The organism is Terrabacter sp. 01T434 (assembly GCF_056398545.1).
Map to the genome: position 1 here is coordinate 374,407 of NZ_JBFTPP010000002.1, position 26,709 is coordinate 401,115.

24 protein-coding genes and 1 tRNA gene are annotated in these 26,709 nt (G+C 72.8%); 14 read left to right on the plus strand and 11 right to left on the minus strand.

Annotated features, from left to right (window positions below):
- Window positions 1-33: 33 nt before the first annotated feature.
- On the plus strand, window positions 34-639 hold the full coding sequence (locus AC1DIW_RS06975) for an SOUL family heme-binding protein (RefSeq protein WP_478106997.1): 606 nt from the start codon (window positions 34-36) through the stop codon (window positions 637-639).
- A gap of 23 nt (window positions 640-662) precedes the next feature.
- On the opposite strand, the gene AC1DIW_RS06980 is transcribed toward AC1DIW_RS06975, so the two are convergent.
- Together AC1DIW_RS06980 and AC1DIW_RS06985 are read right to left on the minus strand one after the other, a co-directional pair.
- The gene (locus AC1DIW_RS06980; RefSeq protein ID WP_442278426.1) at window positions 663-1,481 is read right to left on the minus strand and encodes a CPBP family intramembrane glutamic endopeptidase; all 819 of its coding nucleotides are present in this window, start codon (window positions 1,479-1,481) and stop codon (window positions 663-665) included.
- 92 nt (window positions 1,482-1,573) lie between these two features.
- Entirely contained in the window at window positions 1,574-2,104 is a 531-nt protein-coding gene (locus tag AC1DIW_RS06985) for a mycothiol transferase (protein WP_442278425.1), read from the minus strand.
- A gap of 247 nt (window positions 2,105-2,351) precedes the next feature.
- Here AC1DIW_RS06985 and AC1DIW_RS06990 point away from each other — a divergent pair, with 247 nt between their 5' ends.
- The 4 genes from AC1DIW_RS06990 (at window position 2,352) to AC1DIW_RS07005 (ending at window position 6,168) form a co-directional block, all read left to right on the plus strand.
- Window positions 2,352-3,767: an FAD-binding oxidoreductase gene (locus AC1DIW_RS06990; protein WP_478106998.1), complete on the plus strand. Its 1,416-nt coding sequence runs from the start codon at window positions 2,352-2,354 to the stop codon at window positions 3,765-3,767.
- Between the two features lie 92 nt (window positions 3,768-3,859).
- Window positions 3,860-5,083 (plus strand): cysteine desulfurase-like protein, encoded by a 1,224-nt coding sequence (locus AC1DIW_RS06995; RefSeq protein WP_478106999.1) that lies wholly within the window; start codon window positions 3,860-3,862, stop codon window positions 5,081-5,083.
- Window positions 5,080-5,577, plus strand: coding sequence for a DUF427 domain-containing protein (locus AC1DIW_RS07000; protein WP_478107000.1), 498 nt, complete (start codon window positions 5,080-5,082; stop codon window positions 5,575-5,577). The genes AC1DIW_RS06995 and AC1DIW_RS07000 overlap by 4 nt, the downstream gene beginning before the upstream one ends.
- A gap of 102 nt (window positions 5,578-5,679) precedes the next feature.
- Window positions 5,680-6,168, plus strand: coding sequence for a DUF1269 domain-containing protein (locus tag AC1DIW_RS07005; protein WP_478107001.1), 489 nt, complete (start codon window positions 5,680-5,682; stop codon window positions 6,166-6,168).
- Between the two features lie 21 nt (window positions 6,169-6,189).
- Here the strand turns inward: AC1DIW_RS07005 and AC1DIW_RS07010 are convergent, their stop codons facing one another.
- From AC1DIW_RS07010 to AC1DIW_RS07025, 4 genes are read right to left on the minus strand one after another with little or no spacing between them, the layout of a single operon-like run.
- Window positions 6,190-6,684: a metallophosphoesterase family protein gene (locus AC1DIW_RS07010; protein WP_478107002.1), complete on the minus strand. Its 495-nt coding sequence runs from the start codon at window positions 6,682-6,684 to the stop codon at window positions 6,190-6,192.
- Window positions 6,681-7,214, minus strand: coding sequence for an EVE domain-containing protein (locus AC1DIW_RS07015; protein ID WP_478107003.1), 534 nt, complete (start codon window positions 7,212-7,214; stop codon window positions 6,681-6,683). The genes AC1DIW_RS07010 and AC1DIW_RS07015 overlap by 4 nt, the downstream gene beginning before the upstream one ends.
- Before the next feature lie 9 nt (window positions 7,215-7,223).
- A complete protein-coding gene (locus AC1DIW_RS07020; protein WP_478107004.1) occupies window positions 7,224-8,162 on the minus strand; it encodes an FAD binding domain-containing protein in 939 nt (312 codons plus the stop codon).
- The gene (locus AC1DIW_RS07025) at window positions 8,159-10,780 is read right to left on the minus strand and encodes a molybdopterin-dependent oxidoreductase (RefSeq protein ID WP_478107005.1); all 2,622 of its coding nucleotides are present in this window, start codon (window positions 10,778-10,780) and stop codon (window positions 8,159-8,161) included. Before AC1DIW_RS07025 ends, AC1DIW_RS07020 begins: the two co-directional genes overlap by 4 nt.
- Before the next feature lie 118 nt (window positions 10,781-10,898).
- Here AC1DIW_RS07025 and AC1DIW_RS07030 point away from each other — a divergent pair, with 118 nt between their 5' ends.
- Both AC1DIW_RS07030 and AC1DIW_RS07035 read left to right on the plus strand, forming a co-directional pair.
- Window positions 10,899-11,834: a 2-dehydropantoate 2-reductase gene (locus AC1DIW_RS07030; RefSeq protein ID WP_478107006.1), complete on the plus strand. Its 936-nt coding sequence runs from the start codon at window positions 10,899-10,901 to the stop codon at window positions 11,832-11,834.
- A gap of 46 nt (window positions 11,835-11,880) precedes the next feature.
- Window positions 11,881-12,588 (plus strand): M50 family metallopeptidase, encoded by a 708-nt coding sequence (locus AC1DIW_RS07035; RefSeq protein WP_478107007.1) that lies wholly within the window; start codon window positions 11,881-11,883, stop codon window positions 12,586-12,588.
- A 282-nt stretch (window positions 12,589-12,870) separates the two neighbouring features.
- Here the strand turns inward: AC1DIW_RS07035 and AC1DIW_RS07040 are convergent, their stop codons facing one another.
- Window positions 12,871-13,521 carry an LON peptidase substrate-binding domain-containing protein gene (locus tag AC1DIW_RS07040; protein ID WP_478107008.1) on the minus strand — a complete coding sequence of 217 codons (651 nt, stop codon included), beginning with the start codon at window positions 13,519-13,521 and terminating at the stop codon, window positions 12,871-12,873.
- 59 nt (window positions 13,522-13,580) lie between these two features.
- Window positions 13,581-14,579, minus strand: a complete 999-nt coding sequence (locus AC1DIW_RS07045; RefSeq protein ID WP_442278413.1) for a serine/threonine-protein kinase — start codon at window positions 14,577-14,579, stop codon at window positions 13,581-13,583.
- A gap of 627 nt (window positions 14,580-15,206) precedes the next feature.
- Between AC1DIW_RS07045 and AC1DIW_RS07050 the strand changes: the two genes are divergently transcribed.
- A complete protein-coding gene (locus tag AC1DIW_RS07050; protein ID WP_478107009.1) occupies window positions 15,207-16,706 on the plus strand; it encodes a DNA polymerase IV in 1,500 nt (499 codons plus the stop codon).
- A 236-nt stretch (window positions 16,707-16,942) separates the two neighbouring features.
- Here the strand turns inward: AC1DIW_RS07050 and AC1DIW_RS07055 are convergent.
- From AC1DIW_RS07055 to AC1DIW_RS07065, 3 genes are all read right to left on the minus strand, one after another.
- Window positions 16,943-17,025 (minus strand) — tRNA-Leu (locus AC1DIW_RS07055).
- 157 nt (window positions 17,026-17,182) lie between these two features.
- Window positions 17,183-18,010 carry an NAD-dependent epimerase/dehydratase family protein gene (locus AC1DIW_RS07060; RefSeq protein ID WP_478107010.1) on the minus strand — a complete coding sequence of 276 codons (828 nt, stop codon included), beginning with the start codon at window positions 18,008-18,010 and terminating at the stop codon, window positions 17,183-17,185.
- Window positions 18,011-18,048: 38 nt separating this feature from the next.
- Window positions 18,049-19,446, minus strand: a complete 1,398-nt coding sequence (locus AC1DIW_RS07065) for a MinD/ParA family ATP-binding protein (protein WP_478107011.1) — start codon at window positions 19,444-19,446, stop codon at window positions 18,049-18,051.
- A 220-nt stretch (window positions 19,447-19,666) separates the two neighbouring features.
- On the opposite strand from AC1DIW_RS07065, the gene AC1DIW_RS07070 reads away from it, so the two are divergent.
- Genes AC1DIW_RS07070 through AC1DIW_RS07095 form a run of 6 tightly spaced genes read left to right on the plus strand, consistent with a single transcriptional unit; the run spans window position 19,667 to window position 26,706 of the window.
- A complete protein-coding gene (locus AC1DIW_RS07070) occupies window positions 19,667-20,452 on the plus strand; it encodes an FhaA domain-containing protein (RefSeq protein WP_442278407.1) in 786 nt (261 codons plus the stop codon).
- 49 nt (window positions 20,453-20,501) lie between these two features.
- Window positions 20,502-21,083, plus strand: coding sequence for an FHA domain-containing protein FhaB/FipA (locus AC1DIW_RS07075; RefSeq protein WP_478107012.1), 582 nt, complete (start codon window positions 20,502-20,504; stop codon window positions 21,081-21,083).
- Window positions 21,084-21,087: 4 nt separating this feature from the next.
- Window positions 21,088-22,539: a PP2C family protein-serine/threonine phosphatase gene (locus AC1DIW_RS07080; protein ID WP_442278405.1), complete on the plus strand. Its 1,452-nt coding sequence runs from the start codon at window positions 21,088-21,090 to the stop codon at window positions 22,537-22,539.
- Window positions 22,536-23,945, plus strand: a complete 1,410-nt coding sequence (locus AC1DIW_RS07085; RefSeq protein ID WP_478107013.1) for an FtsW/RodA/SpoVE family cell cycle protein — start codon at window positions 22,536-22,538, stop codon at window positions 23,943-23,945. The genes AC1DIW_RS07080 and AC1DIW_RS07085 overlap by 4 nt, the downstream gene beginning before the upstream one ends.
- Window positions 23,942-25,402: a peptidoglycan D,D-transpeptidase FtsI family protein gene (locus AC1DIW_RS07090; RefSeq protein WP_478107014.1), complete on the plus strand. Its 1,461-nt coding sequence runs from the start codon at window positions 23,942-23,944 to the stop codon at window positions 25,400-25,402. The genes AC1DIW_RS07085 and AC1DIW_RS07090 overlap by 4 nt, the downstream gene beginning before the upstream one ends.
- Window positions 25,399-26,706, plus strand: a complete 1,308-nt coding sequence (locus AC1DIW_RS07095; protein WP_478107015.1) for a serine/threonine-protein kinase — start codon at window positions 25,399-25,401, stop codon at window positions 26,704-26,706. Before AC1DIW_RS07090 ends, AC1DIW_RS07095 begins: the two co-directional genes overlap by 4 nt.
- The last annotated feature ends 3 nt before the right edge of the window (window positions 26,707-26,709 follow it).

The window sequence follows — 26,709 nt, forward strand, 5'->3', positions numbered from 1 at the left end:
CGTCCCGCGCTGGAGGCGCGTAGCGTCGGAAGCGTGACCGAGCAGCAGGCCTACGAGGTCGTGCGCACCTACGACGAGTTCGAGCTGCGTCGCTACGCCCCGCACCTCGTCGCCGAGGTCGTCGTGACGGCACCGTTCGAGGACGCGGGCACCGCGGCGTTCCGCACCCTGGTCGGCTACATCAGCGGCCAGAACCGCTCGGCCAGCAAGGTGGTCATGACGGCGCCGGTCATCCAGCGCGACTCGCAGCGGATCCCGATGACGGAGCCCGTCGAGCAGCAACGGACGGGCGAGGGGGAGTATGCCGTGGCGTTCGTCCTGCCCTCATCGCTCACCCTGGAGCAGGCACCGGTCCCGACGAGTCCCGAGGTGCACCTGCACGAACGCCCGGCAGCACTCGGCGCGGCGCGGCGCTACCGCGGCCGGTGGACCGAGGCGTCGTTCGAGCAGCACCGCGCAACGCTCGACCGCGCGATCCGCGCCGCCGGCCTGACCCCGGTCGGCTCGCCCCGGTGGGCGCGCTTCGACCCGCCCTTCGTGCCGTGGCTCCTGCGCCGCAACGAGGTCGTCCAGGACGTCGCCGACCCGGACTCACCGGACTCACCGGACTCACCGGACTCACCGGGCGCCAGCGGGTAGCCGGCCGCCACCTGGGGGCCGGCTCAGGAGGTGAGGCGCCAGGCGAGGACGCCGAAGAGCACGCCGAGCGAGTTGGTCGCCCAGTGCATGCCGACGCTCGCGAAGAGGCTGCCGCTGCGGCGGCGCAGCTCACCGGCGAGGACACCACCGAGGGCCGTGAAGAGCACGGTGCCGCCGACGACGGCGACCCTCGCGAGCGGACCCAGCCCGGCCACCGCGGAGCCGATGGCCGGGTTGCCCGTCGCGGACGCCATCGCCGGGAACACGTGCCACAGGCCGAAGAGCAGGGAGGAGACGAGCAGGACCTGCCACATCCGGGCGTGCCGGGAGAGGAAGCCCCACAGCACGGAGCGGAAGGCGACCTCCTCGAGCAGGATCGTGCCGACGGGAATCATGACGAAGGCCGTGAGCAGGGCGCCCGCCGGGGGCAGGTGGTAGCGCACGTCGAGGAAGGCGCTCCGCGTGGACGGGAGCAGGATGCCGACGAGGTAGACGAACCCGACGACGGCGATGACCCCCAGTCCCCACCGGATGCCGCGCGCATGGGTGTGCCGCGCCAGGCCGAGCTGGTGCCAGGTCAGACCCTGCCACCGCGCGAAGGCCAGCAGCGCCACGGCGCCGACGGGGCCGAGCCACATCGTGTCCCAGCCGAGCACGTGGTTGCCGATGTTGACGCCCGCGAGCGCGAAGACGACGACCACGGTGGCGGCGAGACGAGCACGGCGACCGCGGGCGATCAGGGCCAGACGATGACGTCGCACCGGGTCGTGCCGCGACACGACGCCACCGTCGAAAGGTGGCTCGACGGCGACGGCAGCGGGACGAAGGACGTGGAGGCTCATTGCCTCCATTTTCGCAGGTCTTCCTGTGGGGCACCTATGCTCCGGGAGCCTCGTGACCACGTTCACCACGCAGGTCACAGGGGCCCCACCCTTCAACGCCGTCGCTGGACGAGGCCGCGGACGTACTCGGCCTGCCCGAGGTGCTTGAGGGCGTCGCCGAGCACGGAGACGACCCGGATCGACACCGTGACGGGCGGGTCCCAGTTCGCGTCGATGACGCGCTCGTAGGCGTCGGCATCGAGGCGCTGGAGCAGCGTGGCGGTGCGGTCGTGGACGGCGTCGTGGTACTCGCCGAACAACTCCGGGTCCGTCACGGTGAACCGGCCGACGTCGTCCGAGCTCATGCTCCACCCATGGGCGTCGGGCGCGTAGGGCAGCCCGAAGCGGTCGATCCAGCCGTCGCCGAGCCACGCGGACTGCTCACCGGCCAGGTGCGCCACCTGGTCGTCCTGCTGGCGCGCCAGGTGCCAGACGAGCCACGCGATGTGGTTCGCCTGGGCGTCCGGACGCCACAGCAGCTCGTCGACGGAGAGGCCGTCGACCACCTGCGGCACGCCCTCGCGGATGCGGCCGAAGCCGTCGAGCAGCAGGTCGCGCAGGGTGCCGGTCGTCACGTCGTCCATCAGCCCAGCATGCACCTCGGGCCGCTGCGGCGCAGCGAACCGGGCGCCCTGCGGGCCGGGTCCGCGGCGCCGAACCCCCTGCTGCGCGGACCTGCTGGGACGAAGCGGACCTTCCGCTCGCGATGTATCTGAGGGGCGCCCCGGGTCTCTGAACAGCCGCGCCCACCACGAGAGACGACCAGGGGCCGAGCAACCGACCAGGACCGACCACGACCGACCACGACCGACCACGACTCAGGAGACGAGCATGACCCTCAACCTCACCCCCACCGACCGACGGGCCACGAGCCTCGCCGGACTCTGCGACGGTGCGGTCCACCTCCCCGGCGACCCCGGCTACGACGCGGCCCGGATGCCGTGGAACGTGGCGCTCGACCAGCGCCCGGCCGCCGTCGCGCTGCCCCGCACGGTGTCCGACGTCCAGGACGTCGTCCGGGCCGCCGCCGCAGCGGGTCTGCGGATCGCGCCACAGAGCACCGGCCACAACGCCGGACCGCTCGTGGCGCGCGGCCTCGACGACGTCGTCCTCGTGCGCACCGAGCGGATGCGCGGCGTCACCATCGACCCGACCCGGCGCATCGCCCGCGTCGAGGGCGGCGCGCTCTGGATGGACGCGACCGAGCCCGCGGCCGACCACCGGCTCGCGGCGCTGCACGGCAGCTCGCCCGACGTCGGCATCGCCGGCTACAGCCTCGGCGGCGGGATCGGCTGGTACGCCCGCAAGCTCGGCCTCGCCTCGAACAGCCTGACCGCGGTCGAGCTCGTCACCGCGAGCGGCGAGCACGTGCGCGCCGACGCGACGCAGAACGTCCCGCTCTTCTGGGCGCTACGCGGTGGCGGCGGCAACTTCGGCGTCGTCACGGCCCTGGAGTTCCGCCTCCATCCCATCGAGACGGCGTATGCCGGCATGCTCATCTGGGACCGCGACCAGGCCGAGCGCGTGCTGCGACGCTGGGCCGACTGGGCGCCCGAGGCACCCGACGCGGTCACGACGTCGTTCCGCTTCCTGAACCTCCCGCCGCTGCCGACGATCCCGGAGCCGCTGCACGGTCGGTCGCTCGTCGTCATCGACGGGGCGGTGCTCGGCTGCGACGCCGAGGCGAGCTCGATCCTCGCCCTGCTGCGCGGGCTCGGCCCGGAGATCGACACCTTCGACCGCGTGCCCGCCCGGGCCCTCACCCGGCTGCACATGGACCCGGAAGGACCCGCCCCTGCCGTCTCGGACGGAACGCTCCTCGGTGAGCTCGGCGACGCCACCATCGACACGATCCTCGAGCAGGTCGGGCCCGGGTCGACCTCCTCACTGCTCGCGGCCGAGCTGCGACAGCTCGGGGGTGCGCTCGGTCGGGCCCCCGAGGGCCACGGTGCCCTCGGGACGATCGACGCGGCATACGCGGCCTTCGCCGTCGCGATCGCGGCCACCCCGGAGATGGCGATGCAGGGCCAGCTCGACGCCCACCAGCTCACCCGGGCGCTCGAGCCGTGGTCGACGGGTCGCAGCTACCTCAACTTCGCCGAGAACGAGGTCGACGCCCGCACGGGTTACACCGAATCGGCGTGGGTGCAGCTCAAGGGGATTCGGTCGGCCTACGACCCGGACGACCGTTTCGTCGCCAACCACCGCATCCCCGGCCTCTTCGAGGACGGCAAGGTCACCGCCTGAGCCGGAGGTGGTCGGGAAGTGGGCACTCGACGAAGGGGGTCCGTCGAGTGCTCACTTCCTGACGTCCGACGGGCATGGGTGAGAATCAGGGCATGACACATCCCGGCTACGACGTCGACCGGATCCGGTGGCACTTCCCGGCCCTGCACGAGGGCGCGGCGCACTTCGACGGGCCCGGCGGGTCCCAGGTGCCGGACACGGTCGCCACGGCGGTCGTCGGGACCCTGACCTCGGCCATCTCGAACCGCGGCACGGTGACGCCGGCCGAGCGGCGCGCCGATCGCATCGTCGTCGAGGCCCGAGCCGCGATGGGAGACCTGCTCGCGGTCGACCCCGCCGGCGTCGTCTTCGGGCGGTCCGCGACCGAGCTGACCTTCCACCTCGCCCGCACGCTGTCCAAGGACTGGGGCCCGGGTGACGAGGTCGTCGTCAGCCGACTCGACCACGACGCGAACATCCGCCCCTGGGCGCTCGCCGCCGAGGCGACCGGCGCCACCGTGCGCTGGGCGGACTTCGACCCGACGACGGGCGAGCTGCCGCCCGAGGCGTTCGAGGCGGTCGTCACGGACCGCACCCGCCTCGTCGCGGTCACCGCCGCCTCGAACCTCATCGGCACCCGCCCCGACCTCCCGGCCATCGCCGCCGTCGCGCACGCCGTGGGCGCACTCCTGTGGGTCGACGGCGTCCACGCCACGGCCCACGTGCTCACCGACGTGCCGGCGAGCGGCGCCGACTTCTGGGTGTGCTCGCCCTACAAGTTCCTCGGCCCGCACCTCGGGGTCCTCGCCGCGAGTCCGGCGCTCCTCGAGACGCTGCACCCGGACAAGCTGCTGCCGTCGTCCGACGCCGTGCCGGAGCGCTTCGAGCTGGGCACCCTGCCCTACGAGCTGCTCGCGGGCACGACCGCCGCCGTCGACTTCCTCGCCGATCTCGCGCTCACCGACCCGTCCAGTCCCCGCCGAAGGCGCCTCGAGGCCTCGTTCGCCGCGCTCGAGGAGCACGAGGACGCTCTCCTCGCCTCGCTGGAGGAGCGGCTGCGCGCTATCCCCGGCCTCACGGCATACAGCAACGCGAAGCGCCGCACCCCGACGCTGCTCGTCACCGTGGAGGGCCACGACCCGCAGGACCTGCGTGCGGCCCTCGCGGAACGCGGCGTCAACGCGCCCGCGGGGCACTTCTACGCGTGGGAGTGCAGCCACCACCTCGGCCTCGGCGCGACCGGCGGCCTGCGGATGGGGCTCGCGCCCTACACGAGCGCCGACGACGTCGACCGCCTCGCGACCGGCCTCGAGGAGATCTGCGGGGGCGCCCGGTGAGCCGCCCGGTGCCGCTGCCGGCCGGGCCCGGCCAGGAGTCCGTCTGGGACTACCCGCGGCCACCGGCCGTCGACCCCAGCGGCGAGCTCGTCGAGGTCCACCTCGGCGGCGAGGTCGTGGCCCGCACCCGCTCGTCGCTGCGGATCCTCGAGACGAGCCACCCGCCGACCTACTACCTGCCGCTCGAGGCGTTCGTCGAGGGTGCGCTCGTCCCCGTCGAGGGCGGCACCGTGTGCGAGTGGAAGGGTCGCGCGGCCTACTTCGACGTCGTCGGCGGCGGACGTCGCGCGGCTCGTGCCGCGTGGACCTATCCCGAGCCCGTGCCGACGTATGCCCTCCTGGCCGGTCACGTCGCCGTCATGCCCGGGCTCGTGGACGCCTGCTTCGTCGACGGCGAGCAGGTGCGGGCGCAGGAGGGCGGCTTCTACGGCGGCTGGATCACCGACGGCGTCGTCGGTCCGTTCAAGGGCGGACCCGGCTCCTGGGGCTGGTGACGGCGCCGGAACTCACCCCGAGAGGGCGAGGACAGGTCCGCCCACGAGCGTGAGGGTCGAGGTGCCGGCCGACCGGCCGGCGGCGACGCAAAGGAGCACGACATGGCTGCCTTCACGGTATGGAAGTTCGACAGCCCGGGCGGCGCGGCCCAGGCGGAGTCCGTCCTCAAGGACTGTCAGGCTGAGGGCTTCATCAAGATCGTCGACCATGCAGTCGTCACCTGGCCCGAGGGGGAGACCCACCCCACGACGAGCCACGGCAATGACGAGAGGTGGCGCGGCACGGGGTGGGGCGCCCTGTGGGGCGTGCTGGCCGGCGCGCTCTTCTTCGTCCCGGTGGTGGGTGGCGTCGTCGGCGCCGCGATCGGCGCCATCAGCAAGGTGACCCAGGACGCCGGGATCACCAAGGAGCAGCTGACGACCATCCGCACGGAGGTGACGCCGGGCACCTCGGCGCTCTTCCTCGTCACCGAGGAGGGCGACCTCGACCGGGTGGGTGAGCGTTTCCACGGCGGGCACAGCAAGCTCATCGCGACCAACCTCACGGCCGGCGAGCGCCAGATCATGATGGAGACCTTCGGCGGTCGCTGAGCCGAGCGGGGACGAGACCCGTCAGTGCGGGAGCTGCTCGATCCTGGCCTCCACCAGGGAGCCGTCCCGCACCTCGAGCACCGCGAAGGTCCCGGCCGGCTGGCGGCGTCGGTCCGTGGGAGACCCGGGATTGAGGATGCGCACGCCGTCTCCGGTCTCGTCGAGCGGGATGTGGGAGTGCCCGAAGACGACGAGGTCGGCGGTCGGGAAGCGGCTGCGCAGCCGGGCCGTGCGGCCCAGACGCTGGCCGCTGTCGTGGATCAGGCCGATGCGCACGCCCTCGAGCTCGACCTCGAGGGTCTCGGGCACACCCCACTCGGCGACCTCGGGCACGTCGTTGTTGCCCATGACGACGTGGACCGGAGCGAACGTCGCGAGCAGGTCGAGGACGTCGGGGGTGCACACGTCCCCGGCGTGGAGGATGACCTCGGCCGCCTCGAGGTGCGGCAGCAGCGCCGGCGGGCAGCCCTTCCACCGGCGCGGAGCGTGCGTGTCCGACAGGACGAGGACCCTCACGACCGCGCCCCGACATCTGCGGCGGATGGGACCGGGGGCCACGGCGGCAGCAACGGCTCGATCGCGCGCAGCTGGTCACGAGTCACGAACGAGGGGTTGGCCATGAAGGGCTGACGCTGCACCTCGAGCCCGTCGATGCCGACCAAGCGCAGCTCCGCGTCCTCGACGGGCTCCTCGAGCAGCTCGACGTCGACCCGTACGCGCACGCGAACGGTGCCGGCATCGGCGGCGGTGCGCCAGAACCCCTGCGACGCCTCGGTCCAGGGCTCGACCTCGGACACCGTGTGCCCGAGTCCCCACACCCCGCGGTGCAGGCCCTCACGCCCGTCGCCCGAGACCCAGAAGAGCACCCTGTCACCAGGTACGAGCAGGCGCGTCCGATAGCTCGGGTGAACGGCCCACGACGTCAGCCTCCGCTCGCCGCTGTCGAGCAGGCCTCTGAGGTCCCACAGCGCCGGGTTGCACTTGAGCACCCACGCGCCGAGACGCTCCCGCTCGACGGCCCGCCCGGTCCTCACTCCTGATGCCATGCCCGCTCCCTACCCGCGGACGCGCTCGAGCACCTCACGTACGGTGGCCTCGACGAGCGCCACCTTGTAGCCCGTCTCCGGGAGCGGGCTCGCGCCGGCGCTCGCCCCCGCGGCAGCCGCTGCCACCGTGTCGTCGTCCAGCATCGACCCGGTGACCAGATCCTCGAGGGCATCGAGCCGCACGGGAACCGGCGCGACGCCGCCGATGGCCAGGCCGCACGAGGTGACCGTGCCCGCCCCGTCGCGCACCACGCGGACGACCGCCTCGACGAGAGGCCACTCGGCCTCGAACCGGCTGATCGAGCGGCAGTAGGCCGCCCGCTCGCCCGCCGCCGGAGGCGGCAGCGTGACGCGGGTCAGCACCTCGTCGTCGGCGAGCAGGTGGTCGCGGCGCGGGTCGGACCCGTCGCCGAGCACGTCACCGACCGCGAGACCGCTCCGCTGGGTCGTGTCGACGGTGGCGGCATACGTCAGCAGCGCCATCGCGAGGGACGAGGGGTGCGGGTGGACGCACGGCGCGGTGTCGAAGGCGACGCCGTAGAGGTGGCGGCCGTCGCGGGCGGGGCAGCTGTCGCCGCCGGACTTGAAGCACGTGGTGTGCGGATGGCGGAAGTACCAGCAGCGGGTGCGCTGGAGCAGGTTGCCGCCGAGGGTGGCCGTGGCGCGCACCTGCGGAGTCGCCAGACCCGCCGCGGTCAGCGCGAGCGCCGGGTAGTCGGTGGCCAGGTCACGCGCCAGGGTGGCGACGGTCGTGCCGGCGCCGATCGTCGTGCCGGCCTCGGTGTGGTCGATGGCGGCGAAGCCCGGCACGCCCGTGAGGTCGAGGACATGCGGCGTCGCGCCCGTCGTGCGCAGCCGTTCCTGCAGGTCGGTGCCGCCGGCGCGGTAGACGAACTCGCCTGGCCCATCGGGTCGCTCGTCGTATGCCGTGAGGATCGTGACGCTCATCGCGCACCCCCTGCCCGCAGGCCCTCGAGCAGCCGGTCCGGCCGCACCGGCAGCGTCAGTGGCCGCCAGCCGGTGGCGTTGAAGATCGCGTTGCCGACGGACGCTGCCGGGCTGATCGTCGCGACCTCGCCGAGACCGACCCCGCCACCGGGCACGCGGTCCCAGCCCTCCTCGTGGAAGTGGATGTCGATCTCGGGGGTGTCGCCGAGCTGCGGGATGCGGTAGTCCTCGAGGTTGGCCGTCAGGGTGAGGCCGGTGTGCGGGTCGAGGACCTGGTTCTCGTAGAGCGCGAGCCCGACGCCCTGGATGACCGAGCCCTCGCACTGGCTGCGCGCCAGCACCGGGGCGTGGATGCGGCCGACGGCGATGCCCCCGTGCACGCGCAGGACGCGGGTCCGGCCGGTGCGCGTGTCGACCTCGACCTCGCTGACGTGGACGGCCGCCGAGAACCCTCGGCCGACCTGGATGCCGTTCATCGTCACGGGCACGGCGCGCAGGCCACGGTCACCCCCGCGCTTCGCCGTGGCCGACGTCCCGTCGGGGGCCCCGGCGAGGTCGGTGCCGATGCGGGCGCGCAGGCTGGTGGCCGCCTCGACGGCCGTCGACCAGAGCGAGACGGTCGTGCGGCTGCCACCCGAGGCCGGTCCGTGGGTCGCGCCGCTGTGCGCGTGCCCGAGACGGACGTCCACCGCGGTCGGGGCGAGCCCGAAGACGCCGGCGACGGCCCGCGCGAGCACCGTGCGGCTGCCCGTCCCCATGTCCTGGACCGCGGTCGAGGCCACGAGCCGTCCGCCCTGGACGGAGACGACGACCTCGCAGTCGGGGTCGACGAAGTACATCCAGTTGGCCGCGGCGAACCCGACGCCGCGGCGGTGGCGGCCGGTCTGGCTTCCCGGCGCCGGACGCGCCTGCCACGTCGGGAGCGCCGACGCCCAGCGGTAGAGCGCCTGGCGCTTCTGGTTGCCGTCCCACTGCGCGCGCAGCTCGATCGGGTCGCGGCCGAAGCGGTGGGCGGCCTCGTCGACGGTCTGCTCGAGCGCCCAGGCGATCGTCGGGCCGCCGGGACCCCGGAAGGGCGCGCCGGGTGGGGCGTTCGTGACGACGTCGACGTCACGGGCCAGGCGTGGCGTGCGGTCGTAGACGAGCAGGGCGAGCGCCGCGACGCTGTTGCCGACGGCGATGCCGGCATGACTGTCGGTGTCGACGGTGAGCGCCCGGATCGCTTGGGTGTCGTCGTCGACGAGGAGGGACACCCGGGAGCGGCTGCCCGGGCGGTTGCCCGTGCCGGTCAGCTCCTCGTGCCGGTCGAGGACGAGGCGCACGGGACGGCGGCTGAGCCGGCTGAGCGAGATCGCGGCGACGGCCTCCATCGTCAGGCCGAGCTTGGCGCCGAAGCCGCCGCCGACGTGCTCGGCGACGACCTCGACGCGGGTCGGGTCGAGGTCGAAGTGGTCGGCGATCTCGAGGCGCATCGCCCCGACGCCCTGGGTGCTGAGCCACACCCGGAGGTACTGCGGGTCGCTCCAGTCGGCCACGCAGGCGTGCGGCTCGAAGGCGGTGTGCAGCTGCGCTGCCGTGTGGAACTCGAGGTCGACCAGGCCCCGGCGGCCCTCGGAGCGGGCCGACCGGATGCGGCGCTTGGCGACGGTGCCGAGGAACGGCGCGCGCGACGGGCCATGGACGTTGCCGTCCCACGGCGCCGGCATCGGGGCACCCTCGCTCGCCGTCGGCGCCTCCTTGCGGTCCGCCCGGGTGGCGTAGACGAGCGGCGCCCCGGGGCGCCTGGCCTCGTCGGGGTCGAGGACGAACGGCTGCGGCGTGAACGGAACTGCCAGCTCGCGTGCGGCCTGGCGGGCAGCGGCCGCGGACTCCGCCGCGACGACGGCGATCGGCTGGCCGGCCCACCGGACCCGCCGGTCGTCACCGATCACGTCGATCCCGAGCACGCCGTCGGGGAAGGTGATCGGCCCGACGACCCCCGCGGCCAGGTCGGACCGGCGGATGGCGGCGTGCAGCATGCCGGGCAGCACGACGTCGGTCGTGTAGACGGCTGCTCCGGTGAGCTTGGCCGGCGCCTCGACGCGCTCGACACACTCGACACGTTCGACCGCCTGGCCGTCGGGCGCTCTGTCGTGCTCGCCGCGGCACGCGGCCGCCACGGCGCGGTAGATCCCCTCGTAGGAGCCGCACCGGCACAGGTGGCCGGCGAGCGCCCCGGCGATGGTCTCGCGTTCGGGACCGTCCGACTCGTCGGCGCCGTGCTCGGCACGCCACCGGTCGTGGAAGGCCACCGCGCTGACGACGAATCCCGGGGTGCAGTAACCGCACTGGAGTCCGTCGTGGTGGGCGAACGCGCGCTGGACCGGGTGCAGGTTGTCCCCGTCGGCCAGGCCCTCGACGGTCGTGACGTCCGCGTCGCGCAACCGGGTCGCCGGTGTCAGGCAGCCGAGCACCGGCTCGCCGTCGACGAGCACCGTGCAGGCGCCGCAGACGCCGCTGCCGCAGACGAGCTTCGTCCCGGTGAGCCCGAGCCCGTCGCGGACGACGTCGACCACCGACTCCGTGCCGTCGACCTCGACGACCCGCGCCTCGTCGTTGACCGTGGTGGTGAGCTCCATGAGGCCTCCTGTGGCCGCGACTGCATCCGGACGAGACGCTGCTCACCGACGCTACCTGCGCGAGGACCTCCGCGCGATGATGGTGTCGAGGGCTCACGTCGGACGAGGAGGCACGGTCATGCGCATCGCGGTGCTGGGCACGGGCGGGGTGGGCGGCTACTTCGGTGGCCGGTTGGCGGCGGCGGGTCACGACGTGACGTTCCTGGCTCGCGGAGCCCACCTCGAGGCGATCCGTGCGAACGGGCTCGTCGTCACGAGCGTCCTCGGTGACTTCACCGTGCAGCCGGCCAAGGCCACCGACAACATCACCTCGATCGGCCAGGTCGACGTCGTGCTGCTCGCCGTCAAGACGTGGCAGCTGCCCCCGGTGCTCGCGGCGCTGCCCGGCCTCACCGGTCCGGACACCGCGGTGGTCACGACGCAGAACGGCGTCGAGGCGCCCGGCCAGGTCGCCGCCGCCGTCGGGCGTGAAGCCGTGCTCCCCGGGATCGCCAAGCTCTTCGTCCACATCGACGGCCCCGGACGCATCACGCACGCCGGCGGGCCGGGGTCCCTCGCCGTCGACGAGTGGACGGCCACGCCCGGCTCGCCCTCCGAGCGGGTGGTGCGGCTCCGCAAGGCGATCATCGACTCCGGCGCGACGTCACCGGAGCCCGAGGACATCTGGGCCGAGCTGTGGTCCAAGATGCTCTTCGTCGTGCCCTTCGGCAGCCTCGGCGCGGCCCTCGACGCCACCATCGGCGAGCTGCGCACCGAGCGGTCGAGCCGTCTGCTGCTCGAGGCCGCGATGCGCGAGGTGGAGGCGCTGGCCCGGGCACGCGGCATACGCCTGCCCGACTCCGTCGTGGCGGGCACGATGGCCTACGTCGACGACCAGCCGGCTGGCGGGACGACGACCTTGCAGCGCGACCTGCTCGAGGACCGGCCGTCCGAGCTCGACGCCTGGACCGGCGCGGTCGTCCGCCTCGCCGCCGCGTCCGGCGTGGCCGTGCCGCTGCACCGGCTGCTGCTCGAGGTGCTGACCGGGCGGCATCCGCGCGCCCTGCCCCGGTGACGCCGGCCCGAGGGGGACACAACCCGGTCGGCTAGGTTCTGCGTCCGTGGAGTGGTTCGAGACGGTGCGCGACCGGGTGGTCCCGGCGACCGGCGACGTGGCGCTCACCGCGCCCCGGCTGCTCGTCGTCCTGGGCGTCGCCCTCGTCCTGGTCGCCCTCGAACCGCTCTGGCGGGTCGTCCGCCTCGCCGTCACCCTCGTGCACGAGCTCGGTCACGCGGTCGTCGGGGTCCTCGTCGGCCGCCAGTTCACCGGGTTCGTCCTGCGCGGTGACATGTCCGGCCACGCCGTGACCCGCGGGCCGGTGCGCGGTGCCGGTCGCGTCGCCTCGACGTGGTCGGGCTACCCGATGCCGGCCCTGCTCGGCGCGGCGATGGTGTGGGCGGCCGAACGCGGCTGGGCGGCTCCCCTCATCACGACCGGGCTGGTCATCCTGCTCTTCGCCCTGATCCGGGTCAGGTCGGTCCTCACCGTCGTCGTCATGGTCGTCGTGATCGCCGGCTCGGCCGCCCTGTGGTGGTGGCGCGACGACGCGCTGCAGGCCCAGGTCCTCGTCGGCTTCGGGGTGGTGCTCCTCGTCGGAGCGTGGCGCCACCTGAGCGCGGTGCTCCGTGACCGCAGCCGCGGCAGCGACCCCGGCGTCCTCGCGTCGCTGACCCCTGTGCCCCGCCTGCTCTGGAACCTCTCGTTCGTGGTGGTGTGCGCTCTGGCCACGTGGGTCGTCGCGGCCGAGGTCGTCGCCACCCTGCGCTGACCGACGGCGTATGCCGTGTCGCGTCGCTCCACGGTGCCCGCCCCGCCAGCAGGACCCGGATTGGCGGGACCGCTGGTGATCGTCGCACCGTCGGTTGGGTAAGCGGACCGCGAGTGGGTCAGGGGGAGCCCACTCGGTGGATGGCAATCAGGGGATGCCATCCACAGCACCACCCTCGGGGACTGTCGCGACCGGCGGGCCTGCTGGCCGCGGCACCAACCCGGTGGCACCAGGGGGAGGCCGGCGGTGCTGCCGGGTTGGCCGCCGACCGGACGTGGAGCGTCAGTTCAGGCTGAACGGCGGCATCGGGGGCATGGCGACCGCGCCGAGCGCGGACGCGAACTCGCGCTCGCGCCGGACGAGCTGGAGCCCCAGGCGCAGACGCGACTCCGTGTCGGTGCTCGAGAGGAGGCGCTGGCGGTCCTCGACGTCGAGGCTCACGGTGTCCGACACGGCATACGCCAGCGATCGGTCGTCCGTCGGGAGCTCGGCCTCGCTCCCGGTCGCTGCGGCGAACGCGGCCACCTCGGCGCGCAGCCGGGCGGCGAGCTCGACGACCGTCGCCGCGTCGCCGTCGCGCTCGGGCAGCCAGGTGACGCGGGCCGTGGTGTACGGCGTGCCCGCCGACTCGTCGATGGCATCGACGCGAAAACGGTCGGTCCCCTCCGAGACCACGAGGTAGCGCTCGTCCTCGAGGGCTGCGGCCTGGGTGAGCAGCGCGCCGCAACCGACGGGATGGAGAGCACGGACCCCGTCCTCACCGACCTCGAACCCCTCCCGGATGGCGACCACGCCGAAGACGGGGGGACGCTGGTCCTGACCGTCGAGCAGGTCCTTGAGCAGCTGGACGTAGCGCGGCTCGAAGATCTGGAGCGGCAACCGGGCCCCGGGCATGAGCACGGTGCCGAGCGGGAACAACGGCAAGGTCGCCATGCGTCCAGACTAGGTCGGAACGGTCCGGGTGGCGGGGGCGCTGTGCAACCCTGACTGCGTCAGTCCCGGACCCCGGACGGCATGGCCTGGGTCGCCCCGAGCCGGTCGGGGTCGACCGCGGGCCGCGAACCGGTCGTCGAACCCTCCCTGACCTCGCCGTGGAGCTCGTCGACCTCATCGAGCATCTCCGCGGGCGACCCGTTGATGGCCGTGGCGAGGCCGAGCGCCAGGCCGCGCAGCTCCTGGTCGCCGAGTCCGAGCCGGACCGCGACCGCGGCGGCGTTGGCCGGACGCTTCTCGGGGTCCTTCTCGAGGCACTCGAGGATGAGGTCGCGCAGGTCCTCGGGCACGTCGTCGGGCAGCGGTGGGGACGGCTCGTTGACGTGGCTCAAAGCCGTCGCGATCGGCGTGCCGCGGTCGAACGGGCGCCGGCCCGAGAGCATCTCGTGCCCCACGACGCCGAGGGCGTAGAGGTCGCTCGCGCCCGTGGCCGCGTGGCCGAGGGCCTGCTCCGGGCTGATGTAGTTCGGGGTGCCGAGCATCTCGCCGTGCTGCGTGTGACCGCTGGCGTCGAGGGCGCGGGCGATCCCGAAGTCCGTGAGCTTCACGAGACCGTCGTCGCGCACCATGATGTTGGCCGGCTTGATGTCGCGGTGCACGACCCGTGCCTCGTGCGCGACACCGAGGGCGAGGGCGGCCTGCCCCATGATCGAGCGCACCTCGCTCGCCGGGAGCGGGCCGCGCTGGTTGAGGACCGCCGAGAGCGGCTGGCCGGAGACGAGCTCCATGACGAGGAAGGCGAGGCCCTGGTCCTCGCCGTAGTCGAAGACCGTGGCGATGTTGGTGTGCATCAGGGCGGCCGAGTGGACGGCCTCGTCGCGGAAGCGGAGCGCGAACAGGCGCTCGTGGTCGGCGTCGGGACGCATGACCTTGATGGCGACCTCGCGCTGGAGCACCGAGTCGGTCCCGGCCCAGACGTCGGCCATCCCACCGGAGGCGATGCGCTGGTCCAGGTGGTAGCGCTCGCCCAGCACGAACCCTTCATGCAAGCGGTTCATGTCAGTGGCACCCGTGGCTTTCGGACGGAAGGTGCGCGTCGGTTGACATCTCAAGGGCCTTCGTCAGCGGTCATGGTACGGGACCCCGGGACGATGTGAGCATCCACGGGTTGGAATCTCTGCTGAACCGGCCCCCGGATGCGCGGCTCCGGGACACTTACCCCACTGGAAGACATCTCGAACGCCCCGACGGCGTCTCCCCGATGACGAAGGTGGTTCTGGAGGCTAGCGGCCCCGGACCGCGGGAAGGGCTCCTTCCTTTGTCCCTCCCCACAGGGCCCGACAAGCTGTCCGTGGAGATCTACAGCGCCGCGTGAACGCCAGTGGCCACTTCCAGAACCGCCGGCACCCCGCTGGTCCACGTGTCTGACCCAACGCGACGACACAGCGCAGGACTACGTCAAGATCGTGGGCGACACAGCGTCAGACGCCGCACCGCACACGCTCACCATCCGGCGCAACACGGTGTAGAACGACGGTCGCCGACACATCGGCGCTGCACGTGGTGCGCCGCCGAGGTGCGCCTCACGACGAGGAAGCCGCGGGTTGCAACCGCACACTGCCGCGCCCAGGGCCGACCGACGCGCCAGAGTGAACTCAGAGATGACAAGAACGGGAGGTGAACGGGTGCGTGCGGACGCAAGCGTGATGCACGTCGACGCGGACTCCTTCTTCGCCTCGGTCGAGACGCGTCAGAAGCCGTCGCTGGCGCGCACACCTGTTCTGGTCGGCGGGACTGGCCCGCGCGGCGTGGTCGCGACCGCGAACTACGAGGCGCGCGCGTTCGGGTGCCATTCCGCGATGCCCATGGCGCAGGCGCGGGTGCTGTGTCCGTCGGCGACCGTCCTGACGCCGAGGTTCCCCGCATACGCGGCGCACAGCACGCTGATCATGGACACCCTCCGACAGCTGTCGCCGTTGGTGCAGCCGGTCAGCCTCGACGAGGCATTCGTCGACCTGGCCGCCGGCCCCTTCGCCAGCCATCCGGCCGCCGGAGCAGATCTGGCCCGACGGCTCGTCTACAACCGGTCCGGGCTCGTCGTCTCGGTCGGGCTCGGCCGCTCGAAGCTCATCGCGAAGCTGGCCTCGGACGCGGACAAGCCGCACGGGTTCACCGTCGTGCCGCCGGAGGCGGAGGACGAGTTCCTCCTGCCCAAGCCGGTCTCGGCCCTCTGGGGTGTCGGACCGGCGACGGACACGACGCTGCGCCGTCTCGGGATCGTCACGGTCGCCGACCTGCGCGCGACCAGCCGTGAGGACCTCATCCGGACGCTCGGGGAGGCTGCGGGCTGGAACCTGTATCGCCTCGCTCGCGGCGATGACCCGCGCCCGGTCGTGGTCGAGCGCGAGGCGAAGAGCGTCGGTGCGGAGCGCACCTTCGCGGAGGACCTGCGCCGGTGGGAGCTGGCCGGCGCGCTCGAGGACGTCCTGGCTCGGGCGCTGCGGCGCCTGCACCGTCACGGGGGCGGCGCCCGTACCGTCACGGTGAAGGTTCGCCTGTCCGACTTCACCACCGTGACCCGCTCGGTCACCCTGGCCCAGCCGACGTCAGAGGCGGCAGAGCTGCGGGACGCCGCTACGGCAGCGTTGGCAGCGGCCGACCCGGTGGAGCCGGTCCGGCTGCTCGGGGTCGCCCTGTCGGGGTTGACGCACTGGGCCCAGCTGCGGCTTCCCACTGCCGACGGTGAGGCGAGTGCAGAGCTCCGACCGAGCGGCCCCGGCACGGACGGGATCCTCGCCGCAGCGGCCGACACGGCCGACGCCGGGGATGACGACGTGGATGACGCCGTGGATGACGACGGCGACGAGGACGGCGACGGGGACGGCGAGCGGCTGCCCGCTCCCTTGACGGTGCACACGTGCGCGGTGGGGCTGGACGTCGAGCACGACGAGCGCGGACCCGGCTGGATCACCCGCGTCGACGACGGAGTCGTCACCGTCCGGTTCGAGGGACCCGGCACGCCACCGGGCCACGAGCACCGGTTCGACGTGCGCCGCACGCTCCTGATGCGGATCGCTCCGCCGGCGCCTACCCCGCCGCGGAGGCTGACCGCGCTGCCGAGCCTCGGCGACCTCGGTGTCGCGATGGCCCCCCTGGCCGTCGAGGGGTCCACGCCGTCGGGGTGACCGGGCGGCCCTCGGACCGGCGCAGGGCTGGTCCAGGCGGCGCCTTCAGCGGTCAGTCGACCGCCGAGCTCCAGGGTCAGAGGCTGGCCGGGTACACGGCGGCGTCCGTGCCGTGCCGTGCCGTGCCGTGCCGTGCCCGAGGATCGTGGATTGGAGCCCGGACATGACAGCGGCCGGGCGGTCCGACTCTCGTCGGGCCACCCGGCCGGGGTCGTGGGGGATTCCCCACTGCTGCGTGCGCGAGGGGGGATTTGAACCCCCACGCCCTTTCGGACACTGGCACCTGAAGCCAGCGCGTCTGCCATTCCGCCACTCGCGCGTGACAAGGAGACAGTGTGCTGTATGAGACCGGGTTACGCCAAACCGGGGCCACCTGACTGATGAAGCGCCGGATGGTGCTGCGATGGATGGGATGACCACCACACCGGACGCGGCACCATCGCGCACCTCATCCCCCGGGCGCCGGCGCGGGTCCCTCAGCCGCCGCCCCGGGCCCCGCCGTGGGGTTCCCCGAGGAGGTATGCCGAGTCGGCGAAGCCGCCGCCGAGCATCCCGGGTGGTCCGCTGGGGTCGACCCGCTCCGCAGCGGCCGCGTGCGCCTCCGCGTCGTCCTGCGGGTCGAAGCCGATGGCGAGCCCCGGCGCGAGGTCCACGACCCGGCGCGTGTTGCGCGAGACGCCCCACACGACGTGGTGACCGGCCGCGGTCGTCGTCAGGGTGGCGAGCACGAGCCGCGCCATGTCGTCGGGCGAGAACCACGAACGGAGCGAGGGCGGCGGACCGTCCGCGATGTCACCGAACACCATGATCCGGGCGCTGACGACGGTCATGCCGAACCGGCCGGCATACAACCCGCCGAGCGCCTCGAGCGCCGCCTTGCTGACCCCGTAGTACGTGTCGGGCGCCGGCAACGGCATCCCCCCGCGCACGAGCGGTGAGTCGGCCGGCACGTAGCCCGCGGCGTGGACGGAGCTCGCGAGCAGCATCCGGCGCACCCCGGCGCGACGGGCCGCCTCGCAGACGGCGCGCGTGCCGTCGATGTTGACGGCGAGGATGTCCTCCCACGAACGCTCGTCCGAGTGGGCGCCGAGGTGCACGACGAGGTCGGCGCCGGCGAACGCGTCGGCCTCGCCGTCCACGTCGCGCAGGTCGCACTCGACGGCCCGCTCCGTCGCCGCGTCGACGTCCGGCACGGCCACCCCCGGGGCGTCGCAGAGCACGAGCCGGTGACCGGCCGCCCGGAGCCGCGGTCGCAGCGCGGTCGCGATCCGCCCGGAGGCGCCGGTCAGCGCGAGGAGTGCCACGTCACCGGCATACCCGCGAGGCCACCCGGCCTCTCCGCTCAGAGGCCGTCGACGACGGCGGCTGCCATCTCCATGCACGACTCGTGCGTCTTGCGGTTGATCTTCAGCGGGTCGAGGTGCAGACCGGGCGCCAGCATCGGGTCGTAGGGAATGTCGACGACCGCGCGCACCCACTGCTCGAAGTGCTCGCGCGTGTGCACGCCGGCACCGATGTCGTTGCTCCGGGCCGAGGTGTGCGAGATGACGCAGACCGCGTTGCGCACGAGGTCACCACGGCCCATGGCCACGAGCGCATCCAGGTTCTTGGCCGCGACGACCGAGGTGTCGTCCTTGAGCGAGGTCGCGAAGACGAGCATGTCGGCGCGGGCGGCGGCCGCGAGCCAGTTCGGCGACAGCCGGTTGTTGCCGGTGTCGACGACGATCATCCGGTAGAAGCGCGACAGCTGCGTGTGGAGGTCCTCGAACTCCTGCTCGCCGATGATGCGCATCGCCTCGTCGTCGTCGGCCGAGGCCAGCACGTCGAAGGACAGGCCCCGCTGCTCCCGCACCCAGTGCGCGAGCTCAGACGTCCCGGCGTACGGGTCGTCGGCGATCGTGGGCAGCGCGCCCAGCAGGTCGACGACCGTGCGGTGGTGGCTCTGGGACGGAGCCCGCATGCCGAGGGTGCCCTCGGTCTCGTTGTTGTCCCACGCCAGGACCGAGCCCGAGCGGTAGCGCCCGAGGTAGCTGGCGAGCATCAGGGTGACGAGCGTCTTGCCCCCGCCGCCCTTGGTGTTGATGACCATGATCGTCTTGCGACCGCTGACGGGGCGCGCGATCCGGTCGAGCCGGTCCCGCTCGAGCATCTCCCGCACGCTCGGCCCGAGGCCGAGGGCCCTGCGCAGCCCGGAGCTGGCCTTGAGCTTCTGGCGCTCTCCCTTGGACCGGGCCGAGATGAGGTCCTCGGCGCTCGGGCGCACAGAGAGGCCGGTGCGCGACGCGGGAGTGCGGTCGTATGCCGGGTGCTGGGCGTCGTGCTCCTCCTCGACCGCGACGGCGGACGCGGTCGACGATGCCGACGCGGCGGCCACGTCGGGATCGATGGTCGGCCGGCCGGCATACGCCCGCCGTGCCGCGGTGTGACCGTCCAGGGTCGCGCCGGCAGGGGTCCAGCCGGTGTGCGTCTCCGACTCGGTGCCGGTCGCCGCGGAGTCGTCGGACGTCGCGGGGTCGGCGGGCTCCCAGTCGCTCCAGGCGTTCGCCTCACCGGACTCCGCCGACTGCCAGGAGGTGTCCTCCCACGTCGAGCTCCACGGGTCGGCCGGGGCCTGCTCGGGCTCGCCGGCAGCAGCCGACGCCGTCGGAATGGGGAGAGTGAAGCCACCCGGGATGGAGCTGTTCGCCGAGAAGCCGGGGATGCCCTGGCTCTCGGTGGTGCCGGTCTCGTCCTTGCTCATCGAGCACTCCTTGCTGGCCTGACCATGTGCGCGGTCCCGCCTCGGGACCCGTGAGATCGTCCCATGACTGCGCCACACCGCAAATCTGCGCACCACGCAATCCGGGTCAGAACGGGTGCCGAACGAGGGGCCGCTCCGGCTGTCGGTTGGGGGCTGCGGGGGCTGACCCGGTTACGATGAGGCGCCCGGCAAGAGCGCTCACCACGAAGGAGGAGACGGCGTGGGAATCATCAACCGTGTCGAGCACGGTCTGGCCAAGGCTGTCCACGGCGCCTTCGCCAAGGCATTCAAGTCCGAGGTGCAGCCCGTCGAGATCGCGTCCGCGATCCGTCGCGCCATGGACGATCGCGCCGCCCTGCTCGGTCACGGACGCGCGATGGTGCCGAACCTCTACACGATCGAGCTCAGCCAGACCGACTACGACCGGCTCGGCGACTACGAGGAGGACCTGTCCGACGACCTCGTCGCCGCGGCACAGGAGCACGCCGACTCGCAGGGCTACCAGCCCGGCGGACCCCTCGAGGTGCAGCTCGTCGAGGGCGAGGGCCTCGAGACCGGAGTCTTCCGCGTGCGTCCCGCCACCGCGAAGGCGGCCGTGCGCGAGCCCGCCCCCCGCGAGCAGGCACCCGCCGCACCCAGGCCGCAGGCCAGCGCCGGCACGGCCGTCGACGAGGTCCCGGTCCAGCGCCCGGCTCCCCGGTCCAACCCCTCCGCCCGCCCGTGGCTCGACATCTCCGGTGACCGCTACCCCCTCCTCGGCAGCCTCACGACCCTGGGCCGCGACGAGACCGCCGACATCGTCATCGACGACCCGGGCGTGTCACGGCGGCACAGCGAGATCCGCGTCACCACCGACGGACCGCACCTCGTCACCTCGATCCGCGACCTCAACTCGACCAACGGCACCTTCGTCAACGGCGACCGCATCTCGAGCCAGCGGCTCCAGGACGGCGACCGCCTGACGATCGGCCGCACGTCCGCGACGTTCCGCGCGGGACGCCGGTGAGCCCTATGACCTCCACGGACCTCCCTGGGGCGATGACGTCGGGTGACGCATGAGTGAACTGACCCTGACCCTGCTGCGGCTGGGTCTGCTGGCGTTGCTGTGGATCTTCATCTTCAGCGTCGTCGGCGTGCTGCGCACCGACATCTACGGCACGGCGGTGAGCCGGCGCGGCAAGCGCAAGGCGCTCAAGGAGGCCCAGAAGCAGGACCGCCAGCGCACGTCACCGCGCACGCCGGTGCCGGCGGCTGCCGGCGCCGCGGGCGCTGGTGGCGCAGCGGCAGCTGGCCCTTCCCAGGCAGCCGCGCGCAAGGGGCGCAGCCGAGGCAAGGGCACCCCGACCACCCTCGTGGTCACCGAGGGGCCCCTGGCCGGCACGTCGCTGCCGCTGCGCAGCGGCGGCGTCCTCGTCGGCCGCAACCCCGAGTGCGCCCTCGTCCTCGACGACGACTACGCCTCGGGTCGACACTGCCGGATCTACCCCGACCCCTCGGGACGCGACGGCTGGGCCGTCGAGGACCTCGGTTCCACCAACGGCACCTTCATCGGTCGCGAGCGCCTCACCGGGTCGCGACCCGTCGAGGTCGGCACCACCCTGAGGATCGGCAAGACCGTCCTCGAACTGCGAGGCTGACCCGGTGGCCATCGCCCTGCGCTATGCCGCGCGCTCCGACCTCGGGCTGGGACCGAAGTCCCGCAACGAGGACTCGGGGTATGCCGGTCCCAACCTCCTCGTCCTCGCCGACGGGATGGGCGGGCATGCCGCGGGCGACGTGGCCAGCTCGATGATCGTCGGTGAGCTCGCCCCCCTCGACGAGGAGGACGTCACCGCCGACCAGGCGATCCCGCTGCTCGAGGAGGCGCTGCACTCCGCGAACGCCAAGCTCACCAAGGCGATGCGTGAGAACTCCGACCTGGCCGGCATGGGCAGCACGACGATCGTCATGCTCCGCACCGGCAACAAGCTCGCCATGGCCCACATCGGCGACTCCCGGGCGTTCATGCTCCGCGGCGACACGTTCTCGCAGATCACGAAGGACCACTCCTTCGTCCAGCAGCTCGTCGACGAGGGCCGCATCTCCAAGGAGGACGCCGGCCACCACCCGCAGCGCTCCGTCGTCACGCGCGTCATGACCGGCCAGCCGGACGACGAGCCCGACACGTCGCTGCGCGAGGCCAAGATCGGCGACCGCTTCCTCATGTGCTCCGACGGCCTGTCCGACTTCGTCGGCGCCGACGTCATCGAGGAGATCCTGCGCGAGGCCCGCACTCCCGACGAGGCCGCCGACCGCTGCATCGAGATCGCCCTCAAGGCGAGCACCCGCGACAACGTGACCGTCATCGTCGCCGAGGTCGTCGACGCCGACGGTGACGACCTGCCGACCACGGTGCCGCAGGTCGTCGGGGCAGCCGGCAAGCGGATGCGGGGCCGCACGCGGGCGATCCCGACCAGTCCTGCCGAGAAGGCTGCCGCCCTGTCGCGCGAGGCCACCGGCCGCGCCGAGCCCGACGACGACGCCCTCGAGCTCGCCGAGGACCGCACCCGGTCCCGCCGCTCGAAGATCCTGCTGCGCACCATCGGTGTCCTCATCGTCGCCGCGATCCTCGGCGGCGGGGGGTATGCCGCGTGGGCGTGGTCGCAGAAGCAGTACTTCGTCGCTGCCGACGCCGGACACGTCGCGATCTTCCGGGGGGTCTCGCAGGACCTCGGCCCGATCCGGCTCTCCCACGTCGAGTCCTCCTCCGACGTGCTCCTCTCCGACCTGCCGACGGACGTGCAGGCCTCGGTCGGCAACACGATCCCGGCCCGCGACCTCGCCGACGCCCAGGTCAAGGTGACCGCGCTGCGCGGCGAGGCAACGCGGTGCCAGCGTCTGGCCGCGACGGGCACGCCGTGCGGCACGACCCCGAACCCGACGTCGACCGTCCCCACGACGCCCGTCCCGACCTCGCCGACACCATCGACGTCGCCCGTCCCGACGCTCCCGGGGCTGACCCCGCGACCGTCGGTGCCGCGCCCATCCGTGTCGCTGAGGACCCCACCGGCCGTCGCGCTCGCGACGGACCGTCACGACGAGGTGGCCGCGTGACCACGACCGTCGAGCCCCTGAGGCCACGCACGCGCCGCGGCGCCGAGCTGCTGCTCCTGCTCCTCGCGATCGCGATCGTGCTCCTCGCGTGGGTCACCACCGACCTCAACCGCAACGGCACCGTCCCGGCCAACATCATCCCCGTCGCCGGCGGCTTCACCGTGCTCGCGCTGGCTGTTCACGTCGTGCTGCGCTGGAAGGCGGCCTACGCCGACCCGGTCCTCCTGCCGATCACCACGGTGCTCAACGGCCTGGGCCTCGTCATGATCCACCGGCTCGACCTCGCCCGGGGCCAGCTGGGCACCGACGGCGACGCGTACCGCCAGCTCATCTGGACGACGCTGGCCGTCGTCCTGGCCGTCGCCGTGCTCGTCCTGCTGCGCGACCACCGGCTGCTGCGCCGCTACACCTTCGTCAGCATGGCGGCCGCGCTCGTGCTGCTCCTTCTCCCGCTCGTGCCGGGGCTCGGCCGTTCCATCAACGGCTCGCAGATCTGGATCAGCATCGGGCCGCTCAACTTCCAGCCGGGCGAGTTCGCCAAGATCGCCCTGGCGATCTTCTTCGCCGGCTACCTCGTGCAGACGCGCGACGTGCTGTCCCTCGCCGGCAAGAAGATCATCGGCTTCACCTTCCCCCGCGGGCGCGACCTCGGCCCGATCGTCGTCGCCTGGGCCCTGTGCGTGGTCGTGCTCGTCTTCCAGAACGACCTCGGCACCTCACTGCTCTACTTCGGGCTGTTCGTCGCCGTGCTCTACGTGGCCACCGAGCGCGTCTCGTGGATCGTCATCGGCCTGCTGCTCTTCGCGGCCGCGGTGGCCTTCGCCCTCACGGCGTTCGCCCACTTCCACGAGCGCGTCGACCTGTGGCTCGACCCCTTCTCGCAGCAGAGCCTCGACCGGTCCAACCAGCTGGCCAACGGGCTCTGGGGCATGGCGGCCGGCGGTCTCACCGGGACCGGGCTGGGTGCCGGACGCCCCTACCTGACACCGTTCGCCGAGAGCGACTTCATCTTCACCAGCCTCGGTGAGGAGCTCGGGCTCTTCGGTGCCGTCGCCATCCTGGTCCTCTACCTCGTCTTCTGCGAGCGCGGCGTCCGCACCGCCCTCGGCGTGCGCGACGGCTTCGGCAAGCTCCTCGCGATCGGCCTGTCGTTCTCCGTCGCCTTCCAGCTGTTCATCGTCATCGGCGGCGTGACCCGGGTCATCCCGCTGACCGGTCTGACCACGCCCTTCCTGTCGCTCGGCGGGTCGTCCCTGCTCGCGAACTGGGTGATCATGGCGCTGCTGCTGCGCATCTCCGACCAGGCCCGGCGCCCGATGCCGGAGCTGCCCGTCGGGGTCGCCGTCGCCGACCCGGCCCCCGCCCCGTCGCCGGCTGAGCAGACGCAGGTGGTGAGGCTGCCGTGAACACCCCCATCCGACGGCTCTCGATCGTCATCGCGATGCTCTTCACCACGCTGCTCGTCGCCTCGACGGTCGTGCAGTTCGCGCAGGCGAAGTCGCTGGGCGCGATGGCGAGCAACAAGCGCACCCTGCTCGACAACTACTCCCGCCAGCGCGGGGCGATCGTCGTCGGCGGTCAGGCCGTCGCTCAGTCGGTCTCGGTCCCGGACCAGTACCGCTACCTGCGCACCTACCCCCAGGGCGCGCTCTACTCCCACCTGACCGGCTTCTACTCCTACTCCGTCGGCGCGCCGTACGGCCTCGAGCACGCCGCCGACGACCTGCTCTCCGGCAACGCCGACCAGCTCTTCGTGCGCCGCATCACCGACCTCATCACCGGCCGCACGACCTCGGGGGCAACGATCGAGCTGACGATCGACCCCAAGGCGCAGCAGGCCGCCGACCGGGCGCTCGGCGCCAGTCGCGGCGCCGTCGTGGCGCTCGACCCCAAGACCGGCGCCATCCTCGCCATGGTCAGCCACCCGGACTACGACCCGAACCCCCTGGCCAGCCACGACCTCGGCAAGGTCGCCAAGGCGTGGAAGGCGCTGTCCACCGACCCGAACCAGGCCTACCTCAACCGCGCCCTCAGCGGCATCTACCCGCCCGGGTCGACCTTCAAGGTGGTCACGGCGGCAGCAGCCATCGAGAACGGCCTGGTCAAGGATGGCAACACCGTGGTCCCCGGCCCCGCGCAGCTCGACCTGCCCCTGACCAGCACCACGCTGCCCACCGAGACGGGCCAGCCCTGCGGGCCGGGCGACAAGACCACCCTCGTGCACGCCCTCGAGATCTCCTGCAACACCTCCTTCGGCGCGCTCGGGCTCCAGCTCGGCGGCGAGAAGCTCCGCGCCCAGGCCGCGAAGTTCGGTTTCGGCGACTCGCTGCAGGTCCCGATGCGCGTCGCGACGAGCTCCGTCCCGGCCGAGCTCAACGCCCCGCAGGCGGCTCAGGCCGCGATCGGTCAGTACGACGTCCGCGCGACCCCCCTGCAGATGGCGATGGTCGCCGCCGGCATCGGCAACGGTGGCAGCGTGATGACGCCGTACCTCATCCAGTCGGTGCGGAGCGCGAACCTCGACGTCATCCAGTCGGCGCCCGACCCGGTCGAGCTGTCGCAGGCCGTCTCGGCGCAGACCGCCTCCACGCTGACCAAGATGATGGTCTCCGTCGTCAACAACGGTAGCGGCGTGCGGGCGCAGATCCCCGGTGTCGAGGTCGCGGGCAAGACCGGCACGGCCCAGCACGACCTCAAGAAGCCGCCGCACGCCTGGTTCATCTCGTTCGCGCCGGCCACCGACCCCAAGGTGGCCGTGGCCGTCGTCGTCGAGGACGGCGGCGTCACGGGCAGCGAGGTCGGCGGAGGCCGCGTCGCGGCGCCGATCGCGCGCGCGGTCATGAAAGCGGTGCTGAACCGATGACGCTCCAGACCGGTGCGACCCTCGGCGGCCGCTACACGCTGGGTGCCGCCATCGCCTCCGGCGGGATGGGCGACGTGTGGGAGGCCGCCGACGAGGTGCTCCGGCGCCCCGTCGCCGTCAAGGTCATGCGCCCACAGGGGCCGAGCGACGCCGCCTTCCTCGAGCGCTTCCGCGCCGAGGCGCGCAGCAGCGCCTCGCTGCACCACCCCAACATCGCGGCCGTCTTCGACTACGGCGAGGAGGACGGCACGGCATACCTCGTGATGGAGCTCGTGCCCGGGCGGACGTTGGGTGAGATCATCCGCGACCACGACGGCGGTATGCCGGCCGAGGAGGTGCGCTCGATCCTCGGCCAGGCGGCGCTGGCCCTCTCGGCGGCACACGAGGCCGGCGTCGTGCACCGCGACGTCAAGCCGGCGAACATCATCGTGACCCCTGAGGGACGGGTGAAGCTCACCGACTTCGGGATCGCCAGGGTCGGCGACGGTGCGGGTCACACGCTCACCGGCGAGGTGCTCGGCACTCCCGACTACATCAGCCCGGAGCAGGCGCTCGGCGACCCGGCGACGGCGTCCAGCGACCTCTACTCCCTCGGGATCGTGGCGCACGAGATGGTCACCGGCCGCAAGCCGTTCGACATGGGATCGCCGGTGGCGACGGCCATCGCCCAGGTGACCGACCCTCCCCCCGAGCTGCCCGCCACCGTCCCGCTCGACCTGCGTGAGGTCATCGAGGCCTGCCTGGCCAAGTCCGCGACCGACCGACCGGCCCACGCACTCGCGGTGGCAGAGGCGACCGGGGTGTCGGTGGCCTCCCTGCCCGGGGCCACGCCACTGCCTGCCGTGACCGTCGACGGCACGAGGGTCATCCCGACAAGCGCTGCTTCGCCGTCCGCGACCCGCGCCCTGCCCCGGATGGCGAACCGTCCGGCCCGCCGTGACTCCCTTGGCCCCCGCGACCGCCGTGTCCGCGGGCGCCGTCTCGGTTGGCTTGCGGTCCCGGCCGTCGCCCTCATCGCCCTCGTCGCGTGGGGCGCGGTCGCCCTCGCCGGTGTGATGCAGGCCCCGGTCGCGGGGCCGGCCGCGCGGCCCGCGTCCGCCCCGGCGGCGACCGCCACGCCGAGCAGCACGCCCAGCTCGTCACCGAGCCCAGCGACGAGGGTCACCGCCCCCTCGGTGACGCCGAGCTCGACGTCGAGCACGACCCCGAACAGCACGTCGAACAAGGCCGCCCCCGTGTCCACGACCTCCAAGCACCAGCCCGCCCACCACGTCAAGGGCAAGGGGAAGGGCAAGGGCAAGTAGATG

Coding starts and splice junctions, on each gene's coding strand:
- AC1DIW_RS07030 (WP_478107006.1), top strand. CDS start 10,899: ATGCGCATCGCGGTGCTGGGCACGGGCGGGGTGGGCGGCTACTTCGGT.
- AC1DIW_RS07045 (WP_442278413.1), bottom strand. CDS start 14,579: ATGAACCGCTTGCATGAAGGGTTCGTGCTGGGCGAGCGCTACCACCTG.
- AC1DIW_RS07025 (WP_478107005.1), bottom strand. CDS start 10,780: ATGGAGCTCACCACCACGGTCAACGACGAGGCGCGGGTCGTCGAGGTC.
- AC1DIW_RS06980 (WP_442278426.1), bottom strand. CDS start 1,481: ATGAGCCTCCACGTCCTTCGTCCCGCTGCCGTCGCCGTCGAGCCACCT.
- AC1DIW_RS07095 (WP_478107015.1), top strand. CDS start 25,399: ATGACGCTCCAGACCGGTGCGACCCTCGGCGGCCGCTACACGCTGGGT.
- AC1DIW_RS06995 (WP_478106999.1), top strand. CDS start 3,860: ATGACACATCCCGGCTACGACGTCGACCGGATCCGGTGGCACTTCCCG.
- AC1DIW_RS07015 (WP_478107003.1), bottom strand. CDS start 7,214: ATGGCATCAGGAGTGAGGACCGGGCGGGCCGTCGAGCGGGAGCGTCTC.
- AC1DIW_RS06985 (WP_442278425.1), bottom strand. CDS start 2,104: ATGGACGACGTGACGACCGGCACCCTGCGCGACCTGCTGCTCGACGGC.
- AC1DIW_RS07020 (WP_478107004.1), bottom strand. CDS start 8,162: ATGAGCGTCACGATCCTCACGGCATACGACGAGCGACCCGATGGGCCA.
- AC1DIW_RS06990 (WP_478106998.1), top strand. CDS start 2,352: ATGACCCTCAACCTCACCCCCACCGACCGACGGGCCACGAGCCTCGCC.
- AC1DIW_RS07065 (WP_478107011.1), bottom strand. CDS start 19,446: ATGAGCAAGGACGAGACCGGCACCACCGAGAGCCAGGGCATCCCCGGC.
- AC1DIW_RS07005 (WP_478107001.1), top strand. CDS start 5,680: ATGGCTGCCTTCACGGTATGGAAGTTCGACAGCCCGGGCGGCGCGGCC.
- AC1DIW_RS07075 (WP_478107012.1), top strand. CDS start 20,502: ATGAGTGAACTGACCCTGACCCTGCTGCGGCTGGGTCTGCTGGCGTTG.
- AC1DIW_RS07040 (WP_478107008.1), bottom strand. CDS start 13,521: ATGGCGACCTTGCCGTTGTTCCCGCTCGGCACCGTGCTCATGCCCGGG.